The sequence below is a fragment of the Amycolatopsis regifaucium genome, assembly GCF_001613935.1.
Taxonomy (GTDB): Bacteria; Actinomycetota; Actinomycetes; order Mycobacteriales; family Pseudonocardiaceae; genus Amycolatopsis; species Amycolatopsis regifaucium.
This window is the reverse complement of sequence record NZ_LQCI01000001.1, coordinates 272373-297313: the sequence shown is the minus strand read 5'-3', so window position 1 is coordinate 297313 and position 24941 is coordinate 272373. Positions and strand designations below refer to the sequence as shown.

General features: G+C 68.3%; 23 protein-coding genes. 9 read left to right on the top strand and 14 right to left on the bottom strand.

Annotated features, from left to right (window positions below):
• The first annotated feature begins 256 nt into the window (after window positions 1–256).
• Complete coding sequence (locus AVL48_RS38860; protein ID WP_244162424.1) at window positions 257–811, top strand: hypothetical protein; 555 nt, start codon at window positions 257–259, stop codon at window positions 809–811.
• 56 nt (window positions 812–867) lie between these two features.
• On the opposite strand, the gene AVL48_RS01275 is transcribed toward AVL48_RS38860, so the two are convergent.
• The 10 genes from AVL48_RS01275 to AVL48_RS01230 all read right to left on the bottom strand — a co-directional run bounded on the left by AVL48_RS01275 (window position 868) and on the right by AVL48_RS01230 (window position 14054).
• Window positions 868–3999: a TIM-barrel domain-containing protein gene (locus tag AVL48_RS01275; RefSeq protein WP_244162425.1), complete on the bottom strand. Its 3132-nt coding sequence runs from the start codon at window positions 3997–3999 to the stop codon at window positions 868–870.
• A gap of 154 nt (window positions 4000–4153) precedes the next feature.
• Complete coding sequence (locus AVL48_RS01270) at window positions 4154–4939, bottom strand: DeoR/GlpR family DNA-binding transcription regulator (RefSeq protein ID WP_016335505.1); 786 nt, start codon at window positions 4937–4939, stop codon at window positions 4154–4156.
• Window positions 4940–5064: 125 nt separating this feature from the next.
• Window positions 5065–6921, bottom strand: coding sequence for a DUF5107 domain-containing protein (locus AVL48_RS01265; protein WP_061989870.1), 1857 nt, complete (start codon window positions 6919–6921; stop codon window positions 5065–5067).
• Complete coding sequence (locus tag AVL48_RS01260; protein WP_061989868.1) at window positions 6918–7985, bottom strand: ABC transporter ATP-binding protein; 1068 nt, start codon at window positions 7983–7985, stop codon at window positions 6918–6920. Before AVL48_RS01260 ends, AVL48_RS01265 begins: the two co-directional genes overlap by 4 nt.
• Window positions 7986–7991: 6 nt before the next feature.
• Window positions 7992–8921, bottom strand: coding sequence for a carbohydrate ABC transporter permease (locus tag AVL48_RS01255; RefSeq protein WP_061989866.1), 930 nt, complete (start codon window positions 8919–8921; stop codon window positions 7992–7994).
• 10 nt (window positions 8922–8931) lie between these two features.
• Window positions 8932–9882 carry a carbohydrate ABC transporter permease gene (locus tag AVL48_RS01250; RefSeq protein ID WP_061989864.1) on the bottom strand — a complete coding sequence of 317 codons (951 nt, stop codon included), beginning with the start codon at window positions 9880–9882 and terminating at the stop codon, window positions 8932–8934.
• Window positions 9882–11273: an ABC transporter substrate-binding protein gene (locus AVL48_RS01245; RefSeq protein WP_061989862.1), complete on the bottom strand. Its 1392-nt coding sequence runs from the start codon at window positions 11271–11273 to the stop codon at window positions 9882–9884. The genes AVL48_RS01250 and AVL48_RS01245 overlap by 1 nt, the downstream gene beginning before the upstream one ends.
• Before the next feature lie 107 nt (window positions 11274–11380).
• Entirely contained in the window at window positions 11381–12235 is an 855-nt protein-coding gene (locus AVL48_RS01240) for a class II fructose-bisphosphate aldolase (protein WP_061989860.1), read from the bottom strand.
• A gap of 9 nt (window positions 12236–12244) precedes the next feature.
• Entirely contained in the window at window positions 12245–13165 is a 921-nt protein-coding gene (locus AVL48_RS01235; protein WP_061989858.1) for a 1-phosphofructokinase family hexose kinase, read from the bottom strand.
• A 7-nt stretch (window positions 13166–13172) separates the two neighbouring features.
• The gene (locus tag AVL48_RS01230; RefSeq protein ID WP_061989856.1) at window positions 13173–14054 is read right to left on the bottom strand and encodes an SIS domain-containing protein; all 882 of its coding nucleotides are present in this window, start codon (window positions 14052–14054) and stop codon (window positions 13173–13175) included.
• Window positions 14055–14269: 215 nt separating this feature from the next.
• Between AVL48_RS01230 and AVL48_RS01225 the strand changes: the two genes are divergently transcribed.
• From AVL48_RS01225 to AVL48_RS01215, 3 genes are all read left to right on the top strand, one after another.
• Window positions 14270–14743 (top strand): carboxymuconolactone decarboxylase family protein, encoded by a 474-nt coding sequence (locus AVL48_RS01225; RefSeq protein WP_061989854.1) that lies wholly within the window; start codon window positions 14270–14272, stop codon window positions 14741–14743.
• Between the two features lie 100 nt (window positions 14744–14843).
• Window positions 14844–15296 (top strand): MoaF C-terminal domain-containing protein, encoded by a 453-nt coding sequence (locus AVL48_RS01220; protein WP_061989852.1) that lies wholly within the window; start codon window positions 14844–14846, stop codon window positions 15294–15296.
• A 291-nt stretch (window positions 15297–15587) separates the two neighbouring features.
• The gene (locus AVL48_RS01215; RefSeq protein WP_061989850.1) at window positions 15588–17045 is read left to right on the top strand and encodes an APC family permease; all 1458 of its coding nucleotides are present in this window, start codon (window positions 15588–15590) and stop codon (window positions 17043–17045) included.
• Here the strand turns inward: AVL48_RS01215 and AVL48_RS01210 are convergent.
• A complete protein-coding gene (locus AVL48_RS01210; RefSeq protein WP_061989848.1) occupies window positions 17025–17774 on the bottom strand; it encodes a GntR family transcriptional regulator in 750 nt (249 codons plus the stop codon). The genes AVL48_RS01215 and AVL48_RS01210 overlap by 21 nt on opposite strands.
• A 117-nt stretch (window positions 17775–17891) precedes the next feature.
• Here AVL48_RS01210 and AVL48_RS01205 point away from each other — a divergent pair, with 117 nt between their 5' ends.
• Together AVL48_RS01205 and AVL48_RS01200 are read left to right on the top strand one after the other, a co-directional pair.
• Window positions 17892–18761 (top strand): Cgl0159 family (beta/alpha)8-fold protein, encoded by an 870-nt coding sequence (locus tag AVL48_RS01205; protein WP_061989846.1) that lies wholly within the window; start codon window positions 17892–17894, stop codon window positions 18759–18761.
• A 20-nt stretch (window positions 18762–18781) separates the two neighbouring features.
• Window positions 18782–20278 carry a CoA-acylating methylmalonate-semialdehyde dehydrogenase gene (locus tag AVL48_RS01200; protein WP_061989844.1) on the top strand — a complete coding sequence of 499 codons (1497 nt, stop codon included), beginning with the start codon at window positions 18782–18784 and terminating at the stop codon, window positions 20276–20278.
• A 90-nt stretch (window positions 20279–20368) separates the two neighbouring features.
• On the opposite strand, the gene AVL48_RS01195 is transcribed toward AVL48_RS01200, so the two are convergent.
• Window positions 20369–21757 carry an amino acid permease gene (locus AVL48_RS01195; RefSeq protein WP_061989842.1) on the bottom strand — a complete coding sequence of 463 codons (1389 nt, stop codon included), beginning with the start codon at window positions 21755–21757 and terminating at the stop codon, window positions 20369–20371.
• A 170-nt stretch (window positions 21758–21927) separates the two neighbouring features.
• Here AVL48_RS01195 and AVL48_RS01190 point away from each other — a divergent pair, with 170 nt between their 5' ends.
• From AVL48_RS01190 to AVL48_RS01180, 3 genes are read left to right on the top strand one after another with little or no spacing between them, the layout of a single operon-like run.
• Window positions 21928–22833, top strand: a complete 906-nt coding sequence (locus AVL48_RS01190; protein ID WP_061989840.1) for a glutaminase — start codon at window positions 21928–21930, stop codon at window positions 22831–22833.
• A gap of 36 nt (window positions 22834–22869) precedes the next feature.
• The gene (locus tag AVL48_RS01185; protein ID WP_061989838.1) at window positions 22870–23358 is read left to right on the top strand and encodes an MSMEG_6728 family protein; all 489 of its coding nucleotides are present in this window, start codon (window positions 22870–22872) and stop codon (window positions 23356–23358) included.
• Window positions 23359–23360: 2 nt separating this feature from the next.
• A complete protein-coding gene (locus tag AVL48_RS01180; protein ID WP_061989880.1) occupies window positions 23361–23570 on the top strand; it encodes a hypervirulence associated TUDOR domain-containing protein in 210 nt (69 codons plus the stop codon).
• A 21-nt stretch (window positions 23571–23591) separates the two neighbouring features.
• On the opposite strand, the gene AVL48_RS01175 is transcribed toward AVL48_RS01180, so the two are convergent.
• Both AVL48_RS01175 and AVL48_RS01170 read right to left on the bottom strand, forming a co-directional pair.
• Window positions 23592–24008, bottom strand: a complete 417-nt coding sequence (locus AVL48_RS01175) for a hypothetical protein (protein ID WP_061989878.1) — start codon at window positions 24006–24008, stop codon at window positions 23592–23594.
• 40 nt (window positions 24009–24048) lie between these two features.
• Entirely contained in the window at window positions 24049–24909 is an 861-nt protein-coding gene (locus AVL48_RS01170) for a LysR family transcriptional regulator (protein WP_061989835.1), read from the bottom strand.
• Between the last annotated feature and the right edge of the window lie 32 nt (window positions 24910–24941).

The following is a 24941-nucleotide window of genomic DNA, read 5'->3' as shown; positions in this document are numbered from 1 at the left end:
ACTGTCCTAAATAGAGCATGTTGCGACGACCGCATGAATCCGCCAGGCCTTCGCTACCTGGTTGCGGTCAAGCTTTCCCCGTCGAGACACGGCGCGTCCATGACTGTCCACAAGAGAGGTTGTCAGACAACTCCGTGTCCGATTTAGGTCTGCACGTGTGGGTTCGGGCGGGGTCGTGAGTGCTGATCAGGGGCAAGATTTCCTTTGTGGACCGCAAAGCCGCCCAGGTCACCGCGCACGACGTTAATCTGGGCCGATGGGATTCAGCGAGCGGGCGCGCAGGGTGCGGAACGAGCGTCTGGCGCATGGCCGCCGGGTCGCGGCATTGTGCTCGTGCGTGAGCTTGTACCACCCTATCGGGCACCGGGCGACGTTGAGCTTTCTCGAGGACTTGGCCGGGCCCTACCAACGGCACGAAAAGGCTCTGTTGCGTGCTTTGACGGCGTTGGAAGCCAGCCGCGCGGCCTGGCTGGCGGAAGTCGCGCGCTACAAAGCCGTGCGCCTGAGGGAAAAGCGGCTCGGCAGGCGGGTGCCGCCGGACGACGGTCCACCGCCGGGCAGAATGGGCGGCCACTGGTACGCGACGGTCCCGAATCTGCCGGGACGCGCGGCCTTGCACGCACTCAAGCTGTGGGAACGGGACCACGGACCGGACTTCGCGGATGACGAGACGCGATCCCTTGTACGGGAATGCATCGCGACAGGCGGCACGCTCACCGGCGACCCACTGGACGTCGTCCTGGCCCGCCGGGCCGGCGATGCCGGCTGGCCGCTGCCCCTCATCGCCTCGGCCGCGGGCACGAGTCCGTGAAGGACTCCTTGAGGGACTCTGCGTCCCTCAAGGAGTCCTTCACGGACAGCGGCTGCCTAGATGCCGACGGCGAACACGTGCATGGCGGTGTTCGAGGGCAGTGTCACCGCGACGACCTCCTTCCCCGCGGTCAGCGGGACGGAGTTCGCGAACACCCGGTACGGCACGGTCGGATACGCGGCCCCGGCGCGGGTGTTCTTGCCCATCACGGTCGCCACCGTGGTCGCGCCGTACTGAGCGGGATCCGCGCAGCACCAGTTGGGGAAGCCGAGTTCGGCCTGGCTCGTGCTGCCGTCGGCGTAGCGGACGAGGACGGTGCCCTTCGCCGTGCCCGTGCCGGTTCCCGCCAGCACCAGCTTGGCGCCCGTCCCGCGCACCGCGATCGTCTGGCCGGACGCGAGGACGTTGTCCCGCTGTCCGGTGCCGGTTTGCGGCCAGGTCAGCTGAGCACCGAGAGCGGAGAAACCCGCACCGGGCTTGAGACCGGCTTCGGCGAGCCCTTCCGCACGGAAACTGCTACCGCCACCGTCGAGGTCACCCACCGCGACGTGGGCCGCGTCGGTGACACCGACGTTGCCGTAGGCCGCCGCGAGCGAACTGTGCGGAACGGTGACCGTCACCGAGTCGGTGACCCGGTTCTCCCCGAGCCTCGCCTTGTACGACGCGGACGCGGTGAGCTGGTAGTCGTCCGGCTTGAGGCCCGCGTCCGGCGTGACCTTCACCGGCACCCGCACGGTCGCGCCGGGCATCACCAGCCGTGGTCCGGCGGGCACCTCGACACGGAAACCGTTGGCGGGAATGGAGAACGCGACGTCACGCACCGGAAGCGGCGTGCCGTTGGTGAAGCTCAGCGTGCCCGTCGCGGTCTGTCCGGGACCGGCGACCGCCGGCACGGACAGGGCGACCGAACCGTCGCGGTCCTCGGGGAAGATCCCGCCGACCGCGCTGGTGCCGAACAGCCGGACGTCCTGCCGGGCACCGGCACCGAGCACGCCGGTCTTGACCCGCACGACCCCACCGGCGGCCGGGTCGAACCACCAGCCCGACGGGGCCGCGTCCAGCTCGGCCTTGCTGCCGTACTGCCGCAGGATCGACATCCCGGCAAGGACGGTGGCCGGCTTGCTTCCCGTGTGGACGGTCAGCTGATAGTTCCGCGCGGCGGGCTTCCCGGCATAGGTACCCGTACTGGCACCGATTCCGACCGTCACCGTACCCAGGCCGGACGTCGGCGCGTCGACGGTGAACGTCTGCTTCGACTGGTCGCCGTTCTTGTAGGCGCGGGTGACACCGTCGTCCTCGGTGAGCGTGAACGAACCCTTGCCCTGCGGGTAGACGTCGAGATCCAGCACACCTTTGTCCCGGGTCTGCCAAGACTTCGTGCCCTCGGCCCACATCGGGACCACGGCGCCCGCACGGACGAACAGCGGCAGCGTGTCGAGTGGCGCGTCGTAACCGTCCACAGTGGTCGGTCCGGTGTAGGTCTTGCCGCTCCAGTAGTCGACCCAGGTCCCCTTCGGCAGGTAGATGCCGTCGCGGACGGTGGCGTTCTCGTACACCGGCGCGACCAGGAAGTCCTTGCCGGACAAGAACTCGTACTTCGCCTTCTCACTCCAGACGTTCGGGTCGTCGGGGTACTCCAGTGCCAGCGGCCGGACCTGGCCGACGCCGGTCTGGTGCGCTTCCACCGAATGGCTGTAGGTGTAAGGCATCAGCCGTTCTTTGAGCAGGAGGTACTTGCGGTTGATCGAGGTGTACGGCTCGCCGTAGCGCCACGGCTGCTTGTCCGACGCGGCCCAGCCGTCCATGGTCATCGCGACCGGCAGGAACGCCTTCCACTGCAGGTCGCGGACGTAGGTCTGCGGGCTGCCGCCGAAGATGCCGTCGATGTCCCCGGTGTTGTACGCGATCCCCGACGTCGTGGCGCCGGCGTAGGTCGGGATCTGCCACTTGATGTAATCGTAGGAACCGGCCTGGTCGCCACTCCACAGCACGCCGCAGCGCTGCGCGCCCGCCCAGCTGACCGGCGTCCAGACGAAGCCGCGCGCGTCGCTGTTGTCCTCGATGCCCTTGTGCGCGGTGTCGCAGGCGTCCAGCGCGAACTGGTAGCCCGGGCCGACCCACGCGACGTCGAGTTTGCGGACCCGGACCCCGGCCTTGACCTCCTCGACCTGGTTCGGCACACCGTTCTCGGTCCACAGGCCCAGCTGCATGTTGTTCTTACGCAGGCCTTCGCCGGTCTGCTGGAGGTTTTCGTACCCGCAGCCGTAGCCGTCGTTGACCAGCATCCAGCCGTTGGGCATCCCGTGTTCGGTGTACCCCTCAGCGACCTTCACCGCGTCCAGCGTGTGCCGTTCGCCGCGGTTGGCGTTGTGCAGGTAGCAGTCGGCGTCACCGTTCTCGAGCCCGTAGAGCGGTGGCAGGAAAGGCTTCCCGACCAGATCGGTGTAACCGGTGATGACGTCTTTGAGGCCATCACCGACCACGTAGGTCGCGTCGAAGCGACGCTCGTCGTGGGTGGTGCGCACCGGCTCGGTGAAGGTGTAGGTGCCCTGCGCGAAGGTGTTGCGCAGCACGCCGTATCCCGCCGTGGAGGCGTAGAACGGCTGCGAATTCGGGGCACCGCCGTCGTTCCAGTTGTAGTCGGCGAAGATCCGGATCGTCCGGTCGCGGTGACTGAACCGGCCGTTCTGCTCACCACCGCCGACGAACTGCTCGGTGGCCGTCCGCGCCAGGGTCTGCGTGGTCTGCTTGTCGGTCCAGGACAGCGGCGCCGACTCCGCCCAGAGCCGCTTGCGATCAGCGCCGTCGTACAGCGCCAGCCGCATCGGGTGTTTGTACGCCCGCAACGTCGCCTTGGCCGTGGAAACCGCCCAATAGTCCCCCTTGTCGGTCTTCTTCGGCGTGACCGGGTCGCCCGTGCGCGGCAGCACGATCTTGCTTCCGGCCGGATCGGTGAACGTGCCGTCCGGCGCCAGCCAGACCCGGACGGCGCCTTCGGCCGGGAAGCTGACGCGCACCGCGGCGCTACCCGAATTCAAGGTGACCGTGGCGCCGTCGCCGGAGATCCCGGTCAGCTCACCCAGCTTGCCGGACGGCGCCGCGGCCGGATCGGCGTGGGCGGCGACCGGGGAAAGCCCGAGTAAGACCACTGCGGCCAAACAACGCAAGGATTGCGCAACTCTGCTCATTCGAGACACCTTTCGCGCATGAATACGCAAGATGGTCTCTGTATAGCGCACGGATCGCGCAAAGTCATCCGCCGAAGCGGTGCTAGGTACATGAAGGCCCCCTTCCTGTACCTAGGCGCAAGGAAGGGGGCCTTCATGTACTTGGACGGACGAGTCAGACGGCTTGAACCTCGACGCCTGCCGCTTCGAAAGCCCGCAGTACCTTCGGGTCGGCGTTGGAATCGGTGACCAGGGCGTGCACCTGCGGGGTCGCGCAGATCCGGGCGAAGGCGCGGCGGCCCAGCTTCGACCCGTCGGCGACCGCGACGACGCGTTCCGCTCGCTCCACCATCAGCCGGTTGATACTCGCTTCGCCCTCGTGATGCGCGAAGGCTCCTGCGTCCGCGTCGAACGCGTCCACCCCGAGGAACAGCAGGTCGATCGTCAGTTCACTGAGGACGCGGGTCGCCAGCGGGCCGCTCAATTCGAACGACTGCGGACGCGCCACACCGCCGGTCACCACGATCTTCACGTGGGGCCGCACGGCGAGTTCGTGCGCGATGTTCAGCGCGTTGGTGACCACCGTCAGCCCCGGCGAATCGCCGCGGCCCGCGAGATCGGACCGCGTGGCCAGCGATCGGGCGACCCCGGCCGTGGTCGTGCCGCCGTTGAGGCCCACCACCATGCCCTGTGCCACGAGCGCCGCCGCGGCCACACTGATCCGCTGCTTCTCGGGCACATGCCGGGCGGTCTTGTACCGCAACGGCAGATCGTAGGCGAGATCGTTGGCCACCGCGCCACCCCTGGTGCGGGTGAGCAGCTGTTGTTCCGCGAGGTGGTCGAGGTCGCGCCGGATCGTGGCCGCGGAGACGTTCAGTTCCTCGGCCACGTCCTCGACGTCGATCTTTTCCCGCTGCCCCAGCAGGTCCAGCAGGGTGCTCAGCCGTTCGTGCCGGGCCATTCGCGCCACTCCTAGCTCGCTGCGGCCTATCGCGCATGAGGTTGCGCTGTTGGCCACTGTTTCGAGCAGTATGCTGCATCATGGTTGTCCGCCGCGAGCGGCACGCCGGACAGCGGCCCGGCCGGTCACTTCATTCTGAAGTCGTACTGCTCCGGCAGCGGTTCGTCCGAGACCGCCGCCCAGGTGTCCGAAAGAGACGTTTCCCCTTCCCTGATGTTCGCGACCTCGAAACCGGTGTCGTACACGGCCTTGGCCCCGGCGATGTCGCCGAGGGCGAGCCGGGTGCGGGCGGCGAGGAGGGCGATCCGCCCTTCCACGGGCAGCCCGTCCAGCAGCACGCTCGCTTCGTCCGGGAGCCCCGCGGCGAGTTGCGCCGCGATGGCCTCGACGACCAAAGGGCGCGATGACGGCACGAGGGCGACCGCGCGCCGGTACAGCCAGGCAGCCTCGGGGCCGGCTGTGGCGACCGCGAGATTCCGTAGTGCCCAAGGGTTCTCGTCGGCGGCGACGGACTCGCGCCAGGCGCGGACGGCGTCCGAATGCCGTCCGGCCGCCCAGTGCGCGACGCCGCGGTGGTACCAGGTCAGCCAGTTCTTCGGCGCGTACTCCATGAGATCCGCCCAGTACGGGTTCACCAGCGTCGGCGGAGGTACGGCGAGCGGATCCCCGTCCGGCGGGGTCCCGTCGAGCAACGCGAGCCACGGCGCCTGGTCGGGACCGAGTGATTCGTCCGGGAACGGCGTCCCCGGCAGGCACATCGGCGCCCGCCGGTTCTCCAGCGCGCCCCAGCCGGATCCGGTGGCCAGGAAGGACTCCGGGGTGACATCGGCGATTTTCCGCCAAGCGCCGAGGTAGTCGTCAAGGGACTCGGCCGCCGGCAGTGCCGCGGCGATCACGCCTCGGGCGGCCGTCCAGTCGTCCCCGTGCGCCAGCACGGGATCCGCTGCGACCGGACCATAGGCCTCCATCCAGTCCCAGCTCTCCCCCGCCGGCAACCGCAGGTGCTCCAGCTGCGTGCGCGCGAGACCGGCTTGGATCTCCAGATAGCCGCCCGCACCGGGCGCCAGCCATTCCTGCCAGCGCCGCCCACCGGCGGATTCACCCCACAGGAACAGCTTCCGGCCGCGCAACCGGCCGGTGGAGAGCTGAACCAGTCCCGTTCCGTCGTTCTCGACGGCCGCGATCCACGGCGTTCCGGTCACCTCGAAGAAGTAGTCCGCCGCGGCTTCGGCGCGGGAGGGGTAGGTCAGGTCTCCAGCCACGTCGACCAGATCCAGCCGTCCCGAATAGCCGTAGTGCCACGCCCGCGTCGCGGGTGCGATCACCCGTGTGCCGTCGTTCCGCGGGACCGCGATGTTCGACCACCAGTACACCGGGACGTCGTAAGGATGCGGATTCCGCACCCGCACCGCCACGAGCAGGTGGTCCGAGCCGTCGGGCAGCCAGAAGTCGAGCTGGTACGGCAGATCCCGGGTGCGCTCCCACTCCCACAGCCGCAGCATCGGGGTGCCGTCCGGGCCTTCGACCTCCGCGGCGAACATCGGCTCGCAGGTCAGCGTGGTGTGCCCGGTGCTGCCGAGGTTCCATTCGACACCTCCGGCGAACCACGCGTCCCGCAGGGCGAGGTTCGCGGGCTGGAACACCGGATTGCGGTAGAGCAGTTCACGGCCGGACGATTTGTGGGCCAGCGAATACAGCCGCCCGCCCAGCGACGGCAGCACCGTGGCGCGGAGCCGGTCGTTCTCCAGCACCAGCGCCGGAAGCTCGCGTTCGGTCCTTTCGCGGGTGTAGCCGTCCTGCAGAAGACACGGCAGCGTGGTGTCCAAGCGGCCGTAACCGATACCCTCCGCCAGGTCCGGCGGCAGTTCGTCCACATTGGACACCTTCGCCACCGCCTCGGGTTTCCGCAACGGCGGCAGCGGGTTCTCCGGGCCCAGTTCGGCGGACGGCAGCACCAGCGTGGTGCGGTACAAGCGGGTCATGCGTCCGGGAGCCGGTCGCCGGTGGCCGCGTCGAACAGGTGCACCGCCCCCGGTTGCGGGGTCAGCGCGATGGGCGCACCGCGCTGCCACGGTGCCATCCCCGGGGTGCGGACCGTCAGCACACGGTCGCCGTCCCGGCAGTACAGGTACTGATCGCTGCCCAGTTCCTCGACGACCTCGACGATGGCCTCGTAGCCACCGTCCCCGATCGTCCAGCCTTCGGGCCGGACGCCGACGACGATGCCGGGACCGGTCAGCGCCGACCGCTGCGCCGGGGTCAGCGGCAGCCGCGTACCGCCGACGACGGCACCGTCGGTGTCCACAGTGGTTTCCAGCAAATTCATCGCGGGCGAGCCGATGAATCCGGCGACGAAGACGTTGACCGGCCGCGCGAAGAGCCCGACCGGCGTGTCGCACTGCTGCAGGATCCCGTCCTTGAGCACGGCGACGCGGTCCCCCATGGTCATCGCCTCGACCTGGTCGTGCGTGACGTAGAGCGTCGTGATGCCGAGCCGCCGCTGCAGGGAGGCGATCTGGGTCCGGGTCTGCACCCGGAGTTTGGCGTCCAGATTGGACAGTGGCTCGTCCATGAGGAACACACTCGGCTCGCGCACGATCGCCCGGCCCATCGCGACACGCTGCCGCTGCCCGCCGGACAGCTTCGCGGGTTTGCGGTCGAGGTATTCGGTCAGGTCGAGCACGGCGGCGGCCTCGCGCACCTTGCGTTCGCGTTCGGCCTTGCCCAGCTTGGCCAGTTTGAGGTGGAAGCCGATGTTCTCCCCCACCGTCATATGCGGGTAGAGCGCGTAGTTCTGGAACACCATCGCGATGTCCCGGTCCTTCGGCGGCAGTTCGGTGACGTCACGGTCGCCGATGTGGATGGAGCCGTCGTCGACGCCTTCCAGCCCGGCGAGCATCCGCAGCGTCGTCGACTTGCCACAGCCGGAAGGCCCGACCAATACGAGGAATTCGCCATCGGCGACCTCGAGGTCGAGGCCGTCGACCGCCGGGCGGTCCACCCCGGCGTAGAACCGCGTGGTGTCGGAGAAGGTCACGGTGGCCATCAGGTCCTACTTTCCGGCGCCGAGGGTCAGGCCGGTGATGATCCGGCGGGCGAGCACGAGATAGAGCACGAGCATCGGGAGCACGACGATCGCCACCCCGGCGATCAGCCCGCCGTACTCCGACTGGTAGCTCGCGGCCCCGTAGAAGGTGAAGAGCGCGCGGGACAGCGTGAAATGCGCTTGGTCCTTGAGGAACACGATCGCCAGCAACGTCTCGTTCCACAGGCCGATGGCGTTCAGCGTCAGCGCGGTGATCATGCCACCGCGGGTCAAGGGCAGCATGACCGAAAAGAACGTGCGCGTCGGCGACGCGCCGTCGAGCGCGGCAGCCTCCTCCAGTTCGTCCGGCAGGGACCGGAAGAAACCGGTCATCAGGAACACCGTGAACGGGATGGACAGCGCCACGTACAGCACGAACAGGCCGTACTCGTTGTCCAGATGCACTTTGCTGAGCACCACGAACAGCGGGATGATCACCGTCTGGAACGGCACGCCCATGCCGATCGCGACGACGTTGGTCATCGGTCCGGCGCCGCGGACGCCCAGCCGGGTCAGCGCGTAAGCGCAAGGCGCCGACACGGCGACCGTCACGACCGTCGCCAGTCCGACCAGCACCACGGTGGTCACCACGGCGTCGCCGAAACCGGCGTTGTTCCAGGCGTAGATGAAGTTCCGGAACGGCTTCCCGACGTGGAACCATTGGTAGGGCAAGGCGAACGGTTTGGTGAAGATCTCCACCGGCGTCTTGAACGACGCCGTGAGCAGCCAGTACAGCACCAGGATGTTCCCCGCGGTGAACAGCCAGACGATGGTGGACCCCAGGACCCGCAACGGGCTGAATTTCTTGGCGCCGGGCGCCGGACGCGGTTTGCGCGGTGGCTTGCGCACCGGTTTCGGCGAGGGCCGCGCGGGCACCTCGACGTCGGTGACGGACATTCGGTCTCCCTCAGAACTGGATCGCGTCACGGCGCATCAACCGGCGCAGCAGGACGACGAGCACGGACACCAGCGCGATCATCGCCACCGCACAGGCACAGGCGGCACCGAAGTCCGGGGTGCCGTTCGAGCCGAAGGTCCGGTCGAACACGTAGATCCCCAGCGTCCAGGCCTCGTTCGGCGGGGCGTAGGTACCCGGCCCGGCCAGCACGAACACCAGCTCGAAGATCTTGAGCGCGTTGATCGTCCACAGCACCCCGGCGACGCCGACGACGTCCCAGGTCATCGGCAGGGTGATGTTGCGGAACTTCTGCCACGGCGACGCGCCGCCCAGTTCGGCGTCCTCGTAGAGATACGGCGGGATGCGGTCGACCGCGGCCATCAGGATGGTGATGTAGAAACCTGAACTCGCCCAGATCAGCGACGCCGTCACCACACCGGTCACATTGGACGGTGCGAGGAACTTCGTCGCGTCCGCGCCGAGGCTCTCCATCACGTAGTTCGCGAGCCCCTGTTTCCCCGGCTGGTACTTGAAAACGAAGCCGAGGAACATGCCGAGCGCCACCGGCGCCACGATGTTCGGGAAGAACAGGATGGCGCGGACGGTCTTCCCGCCCTTCATGTCCCGCAGCACCATGGTGAACAGGAACGCCAGCGCGAACGTGCCGATGCCGCCGAGGAACACGTAGATCAGCGTGTTGCGGAAGGCGTACTGGAAGGAGTCGCTCGACCACATCTGCGTGTAGTTGGTGACACCGTTGGGCTCCGGTGTGTCCCCGGCGCCCGCCCAGCTGGTGAAGCTCAGCACCACGGTCGCGATCGTCGGCAGCACCAGGAAGGCCAGGTACAGCACCAGCGCCGGCGCGGCGAACGGCCAGAACAGCCGTTTCTTGCGGCGCAGGTGGGCCCCGGGCTCCGGAGCCCGCGCCGGCGGTGTCGTCGGCGTCGTGACCGTGGCCATCAACCCTGGTTCTTCCAGAACTCGGCGCCCTTGGTGGCGAGCTGGTCCACGAACTGCTCCGGGGTGAGCTGCCCCTTCAGCAACGCGATGTCGGCCGGGTCGAAGACGTCGGTCTGCCATTTGCCACCGGCGATGCCGTCGACCCCGTCGTACTGCAGCACATGTTCCTTCTTCGGGTCGTCCATCGCGGCCTTGACCTGCTTGAGGTCGTCAGGCACGGCGAGGTCGGCGCGCGGCACCAGGTTGTCGGCCACCGCGGGGATCCCGGAAAGCAGGTCCTTGTTGAGGAAGTAGGCGATGAACGCCTTGGCCGCCTCGGCGTGCTTGGCCTTCTTCGTCACCGAGAAACCGATCGACATCTGCTCGACGGTGTCGTGCGTGGCACCGGCGGGCATCGGGAACTGGAAGGAACCGTAGTTGATCTTCGTTCCGGCGCCCTGCTTGTCCAGGTATTCCCTGGTCTCACTCGGCGCCCAGCTGCCGACGTAGAGGAAGCGGGAGTCGCCGTCGGCCCAGCGCTGCTGCACCTGCGGGAACTTCGCCGCGTCCCAGCCGTCGATGAAGTACTTCGGCAGCTTCGCGGTTTCGGTCGCGGCCTTGAGGAAACCGGGGTCGGTCTTCCACGTCTGGCCGGTCTTGTCGGTCGCCGCCTTGTACAACCCGCCCGGGCCGACGAACCGCTCGGCGAGCTGGGTGTAGAAGTACATGTTGTAGAACGGGATGTCACCGTCGAGGCTGATCGCGGCCTTGCCGTCGGCCTTCGCCTTGTCGAACAGGCCGATCAGCTCGTCCATCGTCTTCGGTTGCTGGATGTCCCCGGCGGTGTCCTTGTTGAACCACCAGGCGCTCGACTGGATCGTGTACGGGACCATGAAGTTGTGGCCTTCGCGGTCCTTGTTCTGCGGGAAGTCGTATGAGCTGGGCGAAAGTACGTCCTTGACGGTCTTGTCGCCTTCGCCGACCTTCAAGCCGAACACGTCGTCGACGCTCTGCGTGCCACCCGGCGTCATGATCGCCGCGCCGACCTTGCTGACGTCCTGGTCGAACAGGTCCGGCACGGCGTCGGTGTTCAGCGCGGGCACCAGGTTCTGGGTGTAGGCCTTGCGGCCAAGCCACTGCACGTCGACCTTGACGCCGGTCTTCTCCTGGAAGCATTTGAAGGCCTTCTGCAGGACCTTGCCCTGCGGCTCGTCGGCCGTCCACATGGACCAGTACGTGAACTCCTTGTCCGTCGCGGGTTTCACCGCCGCCTCCGGACAGGGGGCGTTGAGGAACTGATCGACTCCCGGGAGCGCGTTCTCGCCGGTGCCGCCACCCGCGTCCCCGCCGCCGCATCCCGCGAGCAGAAGCGACGCCCCTGCCGTCAATGCCATGAGCTTGCCTACCCGCATCCGCCACCACCTGGATCGAAGATCACACAAGTTCTGCTTATTGTTGCGCAGTTTTGTGCGGTTTCACGCACATGTCAACAGTCAATCGTGCAAAGTCTGCTCAATCGTCACCTTTTCCGGTTCAGCACGCCCAAGTTGAGCACACCGAGCAGACGCCGCACCTCGACGGCGACGGCGGTGCGCCCGGCACCGAGGTACTTCCGCGGGTCGACCCGCTCCGGATGCGCGCGCCAGTCGCCGACGGCGGCCACGGTGAACACCTTGTTGAGCTGGGTGGCGATATTGATCTTCGTCATCCCGGCCCGCACCGCTTCGGCCAAACCCTCATCGGGGACACCGGAAGAGCCGTGCAGCACCAACGGCACCGGTACCCGTTCCCGTAGCCGCGCGATCAGCGCGAAATCCAGCGCGGCGTCGCGGGTGAGCATGGCGTGCGAACTGCCCACCGCCACCGCCAGCGCGTCCACTCCGGTGGCGGCGACGAAGTCCGCCGCCTCGTCCGGATCGGTGCGCGCGCCGGGCGCGTGCACGCCGTCCTTGCCGCCGACCTCACCGAGTTCCGCCTCGATCCACACTCCGTGGTCGTGGCAGTACGCGGCGACTTCCCGGGTCGCGCGCACGTTGTCGGTGTAGTCCAGTTTGGACGCGTCGAACATGACCGAGCCGAAACCGAGCGCGACCGCTTCACGGACGAGGTCGGCCGATTCGGCGTGGTCGAGATGGACCGCGACCGGTGTGACGGCGGCCCTGGCCGCGGCGAGCGCCGCGGCGCCGACCGGTGCCAGCGCGCCGTGGTACTTCACCGCGTTCTGGCTGAGCTGCACGATCACCGGCGCTTCCGCCGCGGCCGCGCCGTCGACGATCGCGGTGAGGTGTTCGAGCTGGATCGCGTTGAACGCGCCGCAGCCGTGCCGGGCCGCCGCGGCGGCCCCGACGATCTCCCCGGTTCCCACCAGAGGCATGAGGTTCTCCTAGGGCGTGTCTGGTGAATCTGTTCGATGGGCTTCCGGGCGGGCGCGCACGGCGACCAGTCCCTGTTCACGGTGGTAGTGCGCGAGGTCGACGTCGCCGGCGAGCGGGCCGAGCACCGCCGCGCCGGACAACGCGACGGCCCGGCGCAGGATGTCCGGCCACGCTTCGGCACGGCTCAGCCCCAGCGCCAGCGCCGCGACGACGGCGTCACCCGCGCCGGTGGTGTTGCCACGCAGCACGGTGGACGGTGCCGCGTGCCAGCTGCCCGACGGCGTGACCGCCAGGAGGCCCTCGGCGCCGAGTGAGACGACGACCGCGCCCGCCCCGGCCTTGCGGAGTTCGGCCGCGGCGGCCACCGGATCGCGCAGACCGGTGACCTCGCGCAGTTCGTCGGCGTTCGGTTTGACCACGGACGGGCGCCCGGCCAGCCCGGCGAGCAGCGCATCGCCGGAAGTGTCCAGAATGGACGGTGTGCCGCCGAGCAGTTCGGCGTATCCCCCGGCTCCCGGCGGAAGACTGCCCGAACAGACGAGCACGTCCGCGTTCCGGGAGCGGACGGCAGCCGCGAACGCTTGCCATTCGTCACCGTCGAGCCGCGGCCCCGGCTCGTTGAGCAGCGTGACCGAACCGTCGTCGGCCAGGACCGTGGTGGTGCGCCGGGTTTCGCGGGCGATCGGGACGACATCCGCGGCGACCCCCACCGCCGTGAGGTCGTCCACGACGGCGGTCCCGGTCGCGCCACCGGCCGTGAGGATCGCGCGGACGTCGGCGCCGAGCGCGTGCAGCACGCGGGCGACGTTGACGCCCTTGCCGCCCGCCCGGGACCGCACGTCGCTCACCCGATGGACGTCACCGCACCGCAGACCGTCCACTGTGTACGTGACGTCCAGCGCGGTGTTCGGCGTGACGGTGACGATCACGGTCGCCTCAGGTCAGGACGACGGAGCGGGTGAGGCTGCGGGGGTTGTCCGGGTCGAGACCCTTGCGGGCGGCGATGGCCCCGGCCACCCGCTGCGCGCGGACCAGATCGGCGAGCGGGTCCAGGCCGCTTTCGACGAACAGTCCGCCCGCGCGGGCGACGTCGTCGGCCAGCCCGTCCGGCGCCTTCCCGAACATCCAGGTGACGCGGCCGGATTCGCTGATGCTGATCGGGCCGTGCCGGTAGTCCCACGCCGGGTACGACTCCGTCCACAGTAGACAGGCCTCGCGGAACTTCAGCGCGGCCTCGTTCGCGATGCCGACGGACCAGCCGGTACCGAGGAAGCTGAACTGCTCGGCGCCGACCAGCGCGTCGGGCAGCGGTTCGGCCAATACGCGTTCGGCCTGTTCGATGACCGGGCTCAGGTCCTCGCCGAGGTGGGCGCGCAGCATCGCCAGCGCCGTGGTGGCGAAGCGGGTCTGCACGACCGAACGTTCGTCCACGACGGACAGGTCGACGATGGTGTCCGCGGCTTCTTCGATCTCGCGAGGCACGCCGGTGATCGCGATGGTCGGCGTCTTGCCCCGCAGCTTCGCCAGCAGGGCGTGGACCTCGGTCGTCGTCCCCGACCGGGTCAGCGCCACGACCTGGTCGTAGCCGCGACCCACCGGGAACTCCGACGCGGCGAAAGCGTCGGTTTCGCCGAGCCCGGCGCTCTCGCGAAGGACGGCGTACGCCTGGCCGATGAACCACGACGTACCGCAGCCGACGATCGCGACCCGCGCGCCCGGCGGCGGCAGCAGATCCGTGTTCGCCGAGGCCAGTGCCGCCGCGTCCCGCCAGCAGCCGGGCTGGCTCGCGATCTCCGCCGCCATGAAGGTCCCGCTCATGAACTCCCCATCCGTACCAGTTGTGCGCAGTAGCCATCACGTTAGGTGCAGTTTTGTGCAACGTCAATGCGCCAACAGTGCAGTTTCACGCAGTTCTCGCGTTCAGATGCGCAAGGCAGCACTTTGCAGCGGCAGTGACCGGCGTCACTTCGGGAGCTGTCACAACCTGCTCGCCCGGCTCGTCATGTGTGCAGAACCGACGGAGAGGAAAGATCATGGAACCGCGAGTCAACCTGTTCGAGAACGACGTCATCCTCAAGTACGTCAAGCGTCTCGGCGCCGCGAGCCGACCCATCGAGGAGTCTTCGCTGCCGCACGCGACGCAAGAGCTGGTGAAGCTGCGCGCCAGCCAGCTCAACGGCTGCGGTTTCTGCACCGACATGCACAGCAAGGACGCCGCGCACGCCGGCGAGACCTCGGTGCGGCTCAACCTGGTCGCCGCCTGGCGGGAGGCGAACGTGTTCACCGAGCCCGAGCGCGCCGCGCTGGCGCTCACCGAGGAGGGCACCCGGATCGCCGACGCGCACCACGGCGTCGGCGACGACACCTGGGCGCAGGTGCGCAAGCACTACGACGACGAGCAGATCGGTGCCCTGATCGCGCTGATCGCCACGATCAACGCGTACAACCGGCTCAACGTCATCGCCCGGACGCCGGCGGGCGACTACCAGCCCGGCATGTTCGACTGATCCTCGCGTCCAGCGACAACAGGAGCGCTTCGCCGGACAACGATCGAGCCGCCACGGGCTGTTAAACCTGCGGAAACACGCGATCCGGAGGTTTCAGCCCGTGCGACTCGACGTCCGCTTCTTCCCCGTGACCGGGACCCATCCGCTCAGCACCGACCTCGTCGGGCTCCGCGCCAACTTCCACTACGGCTCCGGGAACGTACTGGAGCAGCATTACGCGGACCGGACGACGATGATCTGGACGGGTGTTTCCGGCGACTTCGCCGGTGTCCGGCAGAAGGAGACGACGCTGCGTGTCTTCGAAACCGGACCGGCGCAGTACTTCGTCACCTGGTACGAAACCGGGACCGTCGCGACCGCCGCGCACGGCGAGATCTTCGACGGCGGCTACCCCATCGCGGTGATGGCCGACTTCGACCGGTTGATCGCGACGGCGGCGTACACGAATCCGCGCGAGGACGGCGGGCAATATTTCCTGGTCGACCAGGCAACCATCGAAATCCTGGAGCGGCCGCACGGATGGCCGTCCTTTCCGGAGGCACGGGAATCTTGATCGGTGATCGAAGGAGCGCTGGATCTCACCACGTCGCGACCCACTCCGGCTTCGCTCCCGTTGGCGGCCTGGCGTCACGGCCGTCTCACATCGGCCAGTAGCGAAGGGCCCTTTACTACCTTCAGGGTAGGCAAGGAGGCCTTCACGAACCGGCGGACACTGGGTCGGCAACGCCACGTTCGCATTCCCTCTGCAGCCACAGTCACTGACAACAGGTTCGCACGCAAAGGCAACCGCCGCGGCTACCGCCGCTCCCATACTGGCTCCTCCAGCGGAGATGAGGAGCAGCGAATGAGCCGAGACGACACGTCCCTCGCCAAGAACGTCCTCGGCGTGCCCGGCATCGTCTTCCTCGTGCTCGCCGCGGTCGCGCCGCTCACCGGGATGGTCGTGATCGCGGCCATCGGCATCGCGGTCGGGAACGGCGGCGGCATGGTCGCGGCCTTCCTGCTGGCCACGGTCGTCCTGTTGCTGTTCGCGGTCGGCTACGCGCAGATGTCGAAGGTGCTCACCAGCGCGGGAGGCTTCTACGCCTTCGTGGTCAAGGGGCTCGGCCGGACTCCGGGGCTCGTCGCCGGTTTCGTCGCGATGCTCGGTTACAACTGTTTCGTCGCCGGCGCGATCGGCACGAGCGGATTCTTCACCTCCACCGCGATCGACGACGTCCTCGGGCTCCGCCTCGACTGGTTCTTCTGGAGCGCGCTTTCGGTCGTGCTGGTTCTCCTGCTCAGCCGCCGGGGCATCGCGGTGAGCGCGAAAGTGCTGGGTGTCTCCCTGATCCTCGAAGTGTCGATCCTGCTGATCATGGACTTCAGTGTGCTGTTCCGGCACGGCTTCTCCTTCGCCGCGTTCAGTCCTTCCGTCCTGTTCCAGGGCGCGAGCGGACTGGCGTTGTTGTTCGCCGCCAACGCTTTCATCGGATTCGAGGCGACGGCGTTGTTCGGCGAGGAGGCCAAGGATCCCAAGCGGACGATCCCGCGGGCGACCTACATCGCCATCGGGTTCATCGGCGTGTTCGCCGCGTTCACCACCTGGGCCGTGGTCAGCGCGATCGGCGCCGAACAGGCGCAGGACGTGGCCGTCGCGCATCTTTCGAGCGGGGATCTCGTGCTCTCGGTCGCCCAGGAGTATCTCGGCGGCCCGCTGACCAAGGTGATGCTGCTGCTCCTGGTGGTCAGCCTGTTCGCGGCGTTGCTGGCACTGCACAACTCGGCGACCCGCTACCTGTACGCGCTGGGCCGGGTCGGTGTGCTGCCGCGGCTGCTGGGCAGGACCGATCCGCGCAACGGTGCGCCGCGCTACGCCTCGATCGTCCAGCTGATCTTCGGATCGTTGGTGGCACTGGGTTTCCGGCTCGCCGGACTCGACCCGGTCGCCGATCTCACCGCGAGCATGACCGGCTTCGGCACCCTCGGCATCCTCACCCTGCAACTGTTCGCTGCGGTGGCGATCCTGGTCCACTTCCGCCGGACCCGCGACCGCCGGATCGTGAAGACGTTGATCGCGCCCGGACTGGGCGCGGTAGGACTCGGAGTCATCGTGACGCTGGCCATCGTCAACTTCCCGACGCTAGCCGGGTCGAGCAACGGCATCGTCCCGCAGCTGCCGTGGCTGCTCCTGGTCGTCGCGCTGGCCGGGCTCGCGCTCGCCGGCTGGCTGCGCCGGTTCCGCCCGTCGGTGTACGCGGCGCTGGAAACCGATCTGGAACGCGATCCCGCGCCGAAGCCATCAGACGTTGTTGGTCAGTGAGAGATTGAACGAGTAGCGCGAGGCGCGGTAGACGTGCCATCCGTGCTCGACGACCCGGCCCGCGTCGTCGTAGGTGGTGCGCCGCATGGTGAGCAGTGCCGCTCCCGGCTTCTCTCCCAGCAGCGCCGCGTCCTCCTCCGTCGCCTCCCTGGCGCCGACGTTCTGCTGGGCGGCGTGCAGGCGGACGCCCGCGGAGCGCAGTAGCTGGTAGAGCCCCTTGTCCCGCAGTTCGTCGTCGTCGGGGTCGATGATGCCGTCCGGCAGGTAGTTGTTCATGATCGCCAGCGGTTCGCCGTCGGTCGAGCGCACCCGCTTCAGCCGCCGGACATGGGTCAGTCCCGGTGTCTCGAGCCGCTCGGCCGCGTCCTCACCGGCGGGCTCGACCTGGTTGACCAGGATGACGGACTCCGGTTTGTCGCCGAGTTCACTGAGGTCGTCGAAGAGGCTGCTCAGCCGCAGCGGCCGGGCGACCTTGGTGCGGACGACCTGCGTGCCGACGCCGCGTTTGCGGACGAGCAGCCCCTGGTTGACCAGTGACTGGATCGCCTGCCGGATGGTCGGCCGCGACAGATGGAGCCGCGCGGCCAGTTCCACTTCGGTGTCCAGCCGGGCGCCGTTCGGCAGCCTGCCGTCCTCGATCGCGGCTCGGAGCTGCCGGGCGACCTGGGAGTACAGCGGCTCCGGACGGTTCGGATCCACCTCGATCTCGCCGGGCACCCAGGGATTCATGCGCGGAGCCTACCGCGAAGACGCTTTGGTCGTTATGACCTTATGTCCATATGTCTTGACAAAGTCGCTGACCTGTTGCGAAGGTCGAGAGACCACGCGAACCGGGAGGAACGAACAGTGTCCGACACAGTACGGCGAGTTGTCGCGGCCCGGGTCCGCGATCCGGAGGCCATCGCGGCGGCCGCCGCCGCCCGGGTCCGCGCGAAGTCACCGTTCAACGACAAGGGTGCCGCGATGATCATCGCCGCGGACCATCCGGCGCGCGGCGCGAACGGCGTCGGCTCCGACCCGCTCGCGATGGCCGACCGCGGCGAACTGCTGGACCGTCTTTGCCTGGCGCTGGAACGCCCCGGCGTCACGGGGGTGCTGGCGACCCCGGACATCATCGACGACCTGCTGATCCTCGACGTGCTCGACGGCAAGACCGTCATCGGTTCGATGAACCGCACCGGGCTCGCCGGATCGAGTTTCGAGGTCGACGACCGGTTCGCCTGCTACGACGCCGAAGCGATCGAACGGATGGGCTTCGACGGCGGGAAGACGCTCACCCGGATCTGCCTGACCGACCCGGCGACACCCACCGTCCTCGAGAACACCGCCCACGCGATCAACGAGCTGGCGGACCGGAAGCTGATCGCGATGATCGAACCGTTCCTCGCCGACTGGGTCGACGGACGCCTCCGCAACGACCTCTCCCCCGGTGCCGTGATCCGCTCCATCACCATCGCCTCCGGCCTAGGCCGTTCGTCGGCCTACACCTGGCTGAAACTCCCGGTGGTCGAGGACATGGAGCGCGTCCTGGCCGCCTCGACGCTGCCCGCCGTCCTGCTGGGCGGCGAGGTCAAGGATCCCGACGCGGCGTTCGCCGCCTGGCAGCGGGCGCTCGCGCTGCCGACCGTGCAGGGCCTCGTGGTCGGCCGGTCCCTGCTTTACCCGCACGACGGCGACGTCGCCAAGGCCGTCGACACAGCCGTCGGGCTGCTGTGAACACCTGTGGAGGACAACGCGTGAAGACCATCGAACACTGGATCAACGGCACGGCGACGACGGCGGGCTCCACTCGCACCGCCCTCGTGTACGACCCGGCCCAGGGACGGCCGCAGGCCGAGGTGCTCCTCGCGGAACCGTCCGATGTGGACACCGCGGTCGCGGCCGCGAGCAAGGCCTTCGAGGCATGGGGCGACTCGTCGTTGTCGCAGCGGACGAAGGTGATGTTCGCCTTCCGCGAGTTACTGATGCGGCACGAGGACGACCTCGCCCGGATCATCTCCTCCGAGCACGGCAAGGTGCTCGACGACGCGCGCGGCGAGATCGTCCGCGGCCGCGAGATCGTCGAGTACGCCTGCGGGATCGCCGACGCGCTGAAAGGCGGTTTCTCCAGCCAGGTCTCGCGCGACGTGGACGTGCACGACTTCCGCCAGCCGCTCGGGGTCGTCGCCGGGATCACGCCGTTCAACTTCCCGATCATGGTCCCGCTGTGGATGCACCCGATCGCCATCGCGACCGGCAACACGTTCGTGCTCAAGCCGAGCGAGCGCGTCCCGTCCGCGTCCCGGCTGGTCGCCGAGCTGTACGCCGAGGCGGGTCTCCCCGACGGCGTGTTCAACGTCGTCAACGGGGACAAGGTGACGGTCGACGCGATCCTCGACCACCCTGGCATCTCGGCCGTGTCCTTCGTCGGGTCCACCCCGATCGCGAAGTACGTCCACGAACGCGCGACGGCCACCGGCAAACGTGTGCAGGCTCTGGGCGGGGCCAAGAATCACGCCGTCGTCCTGCCCGACGCCGATCTGGAGTACGCCGCGAACCATCTCACGGCCGCCGCGTTCGGTTCCGCCGGACAGCGCTGCATGGCGATCTCCATCGGCGTCGCCGTCGGTTCGGCGGGTGACGAGCTGGTCGAGATCCTCGAACGCAAGGCGGCCGAGATCAAGGTCGGTCCCGGCCACGACGACGGCAACGACATGGGCCCGGTCGTCACCCAGGCCGCGCGGCAGCGGGTGATCGACTCCGTCGCCCTCGGCGCGGAACAGGGCGCGACCGTGGTCGTCGACGGCCGGGCGCTCCAGGTCGAAGGACACGCGGAGGGGTTCTTCGTCGGACCGTCGCTTTTGGACCATGTGACCACGGAGATGGCCGCCTACCGCGAGGAGATCTTCGGGCCCGTGCTCGGGATCGTGCGTGTGTCCACTGTGGACGACGCGATCGCGCTGATCAACGCGAACCCTTACGGCAACGGAACCGCCGTCTTCACCGGAAGCGGCGAGGCGGCGCGGAAGTTCCAGCGCGAGGTCAAGGTGGGGATGATCGGGGTGAACGTCCCCATCCCGGTGCCGATGTCCTACTACTCCTTCGGCGGCTGGAAAGACTCCCTCATCGGCGACAGCCCGATCCACGGCCCGGAAGGCGTCCGGTTCTACACCCGGGCCAAGGTCGTCACCACCCGCTGGCCGCACACGGCCGGACGCGGGACCGCGGGCTTCAACTTCCCGATCTCCCAGTGACCGCCCCGGCCCGCGTTCCGTCCTCTCAACGCGGTAGTCGGCAGCGCGAACTACCGCGAGCAGAGGACGGAACGCGGGCCGAACGCGGGATCAGCGCACTTCTCGCCGCCGCCGGTGCCCGACGATCCGCCACCCCACCGCCAGTACGACGACCAGCACCGGGATCGAATAGAAGGCGATCTTCTCCGCACCGTCGGAGAAGCCCATCAGGAGCACGACCAGCGCGAGGAAACCGAGCGTCGCCCAGCCGCTGTAGGGCGCCCACGGCATCCGGTACGACGGCCGTTCCAGCTCCCCGCGCAACGCCGCCTGACGCAGCCGCATCTGACAGAAGATCAGCGTCGCCCAGGTCGTGATCACCCCGAGTGAGGCGATCGCGATCGCGATGTCGAAAGCGTCCTTGGGCACCAGGTAGTTCAGGACCACGCCGAGCAGGTACGCGCCCGAGGTGAACAAGATCCCGCCATAGGGCACGTGACGGCCGCTCATCTTGCCGACGAACTTCGGCGCCTCGCCCTTGTCCGCCAGCGCGCGCAGGATCCGGCCCGTGGAGTAGAGCCCGGAGTTGACGCTCGACAACGCGGCGGTGAGCACGACCGCGTTCATCACGTCACCGATGCCGGGGATCCCGAGCCGCGAGAAGACGGTGACGAAGGGGCTCTCGCCGCCGTTGTAGAACGGCCAGGGCAGCAGCATCGCCAGCAGCAGCACGGAACCGACGTAGAACACGCCGATCCGCCAGACCACGCCGTTGATCGCCTTCGGCAGCACCTTGCGGGCGTCCTTGGTCTCGCCTGCCGCGATGCCGACGACCTCGATCGCCGAGTACGCGAAGATGACCGCCTGCAGGGTCATCAGCGCGATGCCGACACCGGCCGGGAAGAATCCATTGTGGGCGGTCAGGTTGTGCACGCCCGCGGGGCTGCCGCCGATGTCGGCGCCGGTGACCACCAGCCCGGCGGCGACGACGAGGAAGACCACGATGGCCAGCACCTTGACCACCGAGAACCAGAATTCCAGCTCCCCGAACACTTTCACCGAAAGCAGGTTCACCGCGATCAGCACGCCGAGCGCGATGAGCGCCGTCACCCATTGCGGCACGTCGGGCAGCCACTTGTGCGCGTAGATCGCGACCGCGGTGATCTCCGCGATCCCGGTCATCGCCCAGTTCACCCAGTACATCCAGCCGGAGACGAAGCCCGCCCATGGCCCGATGAACTTGCGGGCGTAGGTGACGAAGCTGCCGGAGGTCGGCTCGTGCAGGACGAGCTCACCGAGTGCGCGCATCACGAAGTAGGCGGCGATACCGCAGAGCGCGTACGAAAGGACCAGCGACGGCCCGACCTGGTGGAGTTTGCCACCGGCACCGAGGAAAAGCCCGACGCCGATCGCGCCGCCGATCGCGATCATCTGCACTTGGCGGTTGCCCAGCGCTTTTGAGTAGCTTTCACCTTTTTCGGTGAGCAGCGAGGAATCCATGGTTGCCAGACGCTAGAGCGTGTGCGGCAGGTCACCAACACTGCTAAGGAAGACTTAAGGTGTGCGGCACGTCACCGCGGCGGTTTTCCTGGTATTTCCCTTTTCGATTTGACAAGTTCACTCGCGAACCCCGATCTTCGCGCGCGAGGACGGCCTCATACGCTACCGCCGTGGACCTCGCAGCGCTGCTGGACCGGATCGCCGACGACGTCGCCCCGGAGATCGGCCGCGGCTCCGTCGCGGACTACATCCCCGCTTTGGCCAGGGTCGATCCACGGCGATTCGGGATGGCGGTGGCCGAAGTGGACGGTCGGGTCCACGGGGTCGGTGACTGGCGGACGCCGTTCTCCATCCAGAGCATGTCGAAGGTCTTCACCCTGGCGCTCGCGCTCTCCCACGGCGACGGCGTGTGGACGCGGGTGGGCCGTGAACCGTCCGGCAACCCGTTCAACTCGCTGGTGCAGCTGGAGAACGAGGACGGGATCCCGCGCAATCCGTTCATCAACGCCGGCGCGCTGGTGGTGACCGACGAGCTGGCGCATCACGGTGACGCGGCGGAAACCCTGCTCCGGTTCCTCCGCGAGGAAAGCGGGCGCGCGGACATCGGTATCGACGCCGAGGTCGCCGCGTCGGAGGCCGGGCACGCCGACCGCAACCGCGCGCTCGCGTACTTCATGGCGTCCTACCGGAACATGCGCCGTCCGGTCCCCGACGTCCTCGACCAGTACGTGCGCCAGTGCTCGATCGCGATGAACTGTGAAGACGTCGCGCGTTCGGCGATGTTCCTCGCCCGTCACGGCGTCCGCAACGACGGCAGCAGGCTGCTCGGGCTCAGCGCCGCCAAGCGGATCAACGCGGTGATGCTGACCTGCGGCACCTACGACGCGGCCGGCGAATTCGCCTACCGTGTCGGACTTCCCGGCAAGAGCGGGGTCGGCGGCGGCATCCTCGCGATCGTCCCCGGCCGGTGCGCGGTCTGCGTGTGGAGCCCAGGCCTGGACCCGCGCGGCAACTCCGTCGCGGGGGTCGCGGCGCTGGACCGGTTCACCACCCTGACCGGCTGGTCGATCTTCTGAGCGGTTTGAAACCCGGGCGCCGGGGAAGTCGACATTGTGCAGACTTTCCTCCCTTGCGCCGATTTTCGCGCCACGGCCGAAGTGCTCGACGCGCGACGGCTCGGCAAGCAGCGGGTGGAGACCATCCAGGTGCTGCGCGCGCTCACGGTGGCGGACTACGGGTGGCGTCACCATCCGGCCGCGACGATGTGGGCGGGCTACGAGGAGGCCCTGGTCAGGTACGGCTTCGACGTCTGCGAGGTCTGGTGCGCGACCGGCAGGCAGGACACCTGCCGCGATACCCTGCGGGCCGATCTGCTCCGGACGACCGGCTTGGCGAAAGTCCGCACTCAGGCGGAACTCGCGGACGAGGGCGAACTCCCGCCCTGGCTCGGTGACGCCGACTTCCATCTCAGCCACCGGTCCGCGCTGGTCCGCAAGGATCCGGAGCACTACCGGCCGCGCTTTCCCGACGTTCCCGACGACCTCCCGTATGTCTGGCCCGCGTCGGACCGTCCACGACGGACACCCACCGAGAAGGGATGACGATGACGAAACGCTTCCACAAAGGAGACAAGGTCCGCTGGAACAGTCATGGTGGGCAGGCCGAAGGTGAAGTCTTGAAGGAGATCACCTCCGACACCGAGGCGGGTGGCCGTACGGTGCGGGCGTCGAAGGACGAACCGCAGTACCTGGTCCGCAGCGACAGGAGCGGCGGTGAAGCGGTGCACAAACCCGACGCGCTGGAAAAACTGTGAGCGCTCGCCGGGATCCGTGGCTCACGTACTGGGCTTTCCCATTTCGTGTCCCGGCCTTCCCGCGGTGCGCCGTTGCCGTTTGATGCGCTCTTCGTACAGATGCCGCCGCCCACCGCTCAAGTCGTCGGTGACGTCTCGCGTCATGTCGCGGAAGGCCGCGTAGTAGCCATCGTCGTACTCCTCGATCAGCTGGAAGGTCCACCGCTCCGGCAGTACGTTGAGGCCGATCAGCTCGGTCTGGATCCGCTCCGCCCAGTCCGGGTGCCCGGCCTTCCGGAGCGCTTCGACAGCCTCGCTGAGCGCGAAATCGGCGGTTCCCGTGAGGTGATGGAAGGCGTACAGATGGCCGCGCGCCTGTTCGACCGTTTCGAGGGCGAAGACCAGCTTTCCGACGGCGTCGACGGTCGTGTCGTCGGGTTCAGAGGGTGATTCCGGCATGATCGGGTGATTCCCCGACACCGGCGGTTCTACACCGCCCTCATCGATGACTCTCGACGGCGATCCGGGCGAACGAGCGGACCAGCGGGCTCTCCCGTCCGGTCACCCACGCGACGACGAGCGGGCTCGGCGGCATGTCCGCCAGGGGCACCCAGGTGAGTCCGTCGGGCAGAGGGTGCCCGAGCGGGGCGATGCCCGCGGTGCCGTTCCACAGCACGGCCTGCACACATTCGCTGACCGTGCGCACCACCGGGCCGGGCAGCCGTTCCCCCACCGGCGCCGCCCCGTTCCAGTACGCGCGCCAGAGCGGGTCCGTCCCGTCCGGCAGCTGGAACCAGGGACGATCGGCGACGTCGGCCAGCCGCAGCGAAGTACGGTCGGCGAGCGGGTCGCCGGTGCGCAGGATGATCCCGACCGGGTCGGAGCGCAGGACGCGGAGGCTGAAACCGGTTTCGTCGAACGGCGACCGCGTCAGCGCGACGTCGGCCAGCCCGGCGCGCAGACCGGTGGTGGGATCGGTGAAATCCGCCTCGCGGAACCGGATCGACACCTCGGGGTGACGACGGCGGAACGCCTCGGCCAGCCGGCTGCCCGCCTCCCCCGCGCCGTCGGACAGGGTGCCGACGGTGAGCGTCGCGGGGCCCGCCGCGGCCGTCACGCGAGCGCGGGCCCGCTCGGCCCGGTCCAGCAGGGTGCGGGCCTCGGCGTACAGGATGGTTCCGGCCGCGGTGGGTTCGACGCCGGCGGCGGAGCGAAGCAACAGCACGGCTCCCAGATCGCTTTCCAGCCGCTGGATGGCCCGGCTCAGCGGCGGCTGGGTCATGTGCAGCCGCGCGGCGGCCCGGCCGAAGTGCCGCTCTTCGATGACGGCCACGAAGTAGCGCAGCAGGCGGAGATCCATCACCGGCGATGATACCCATCAGGTATCGGACC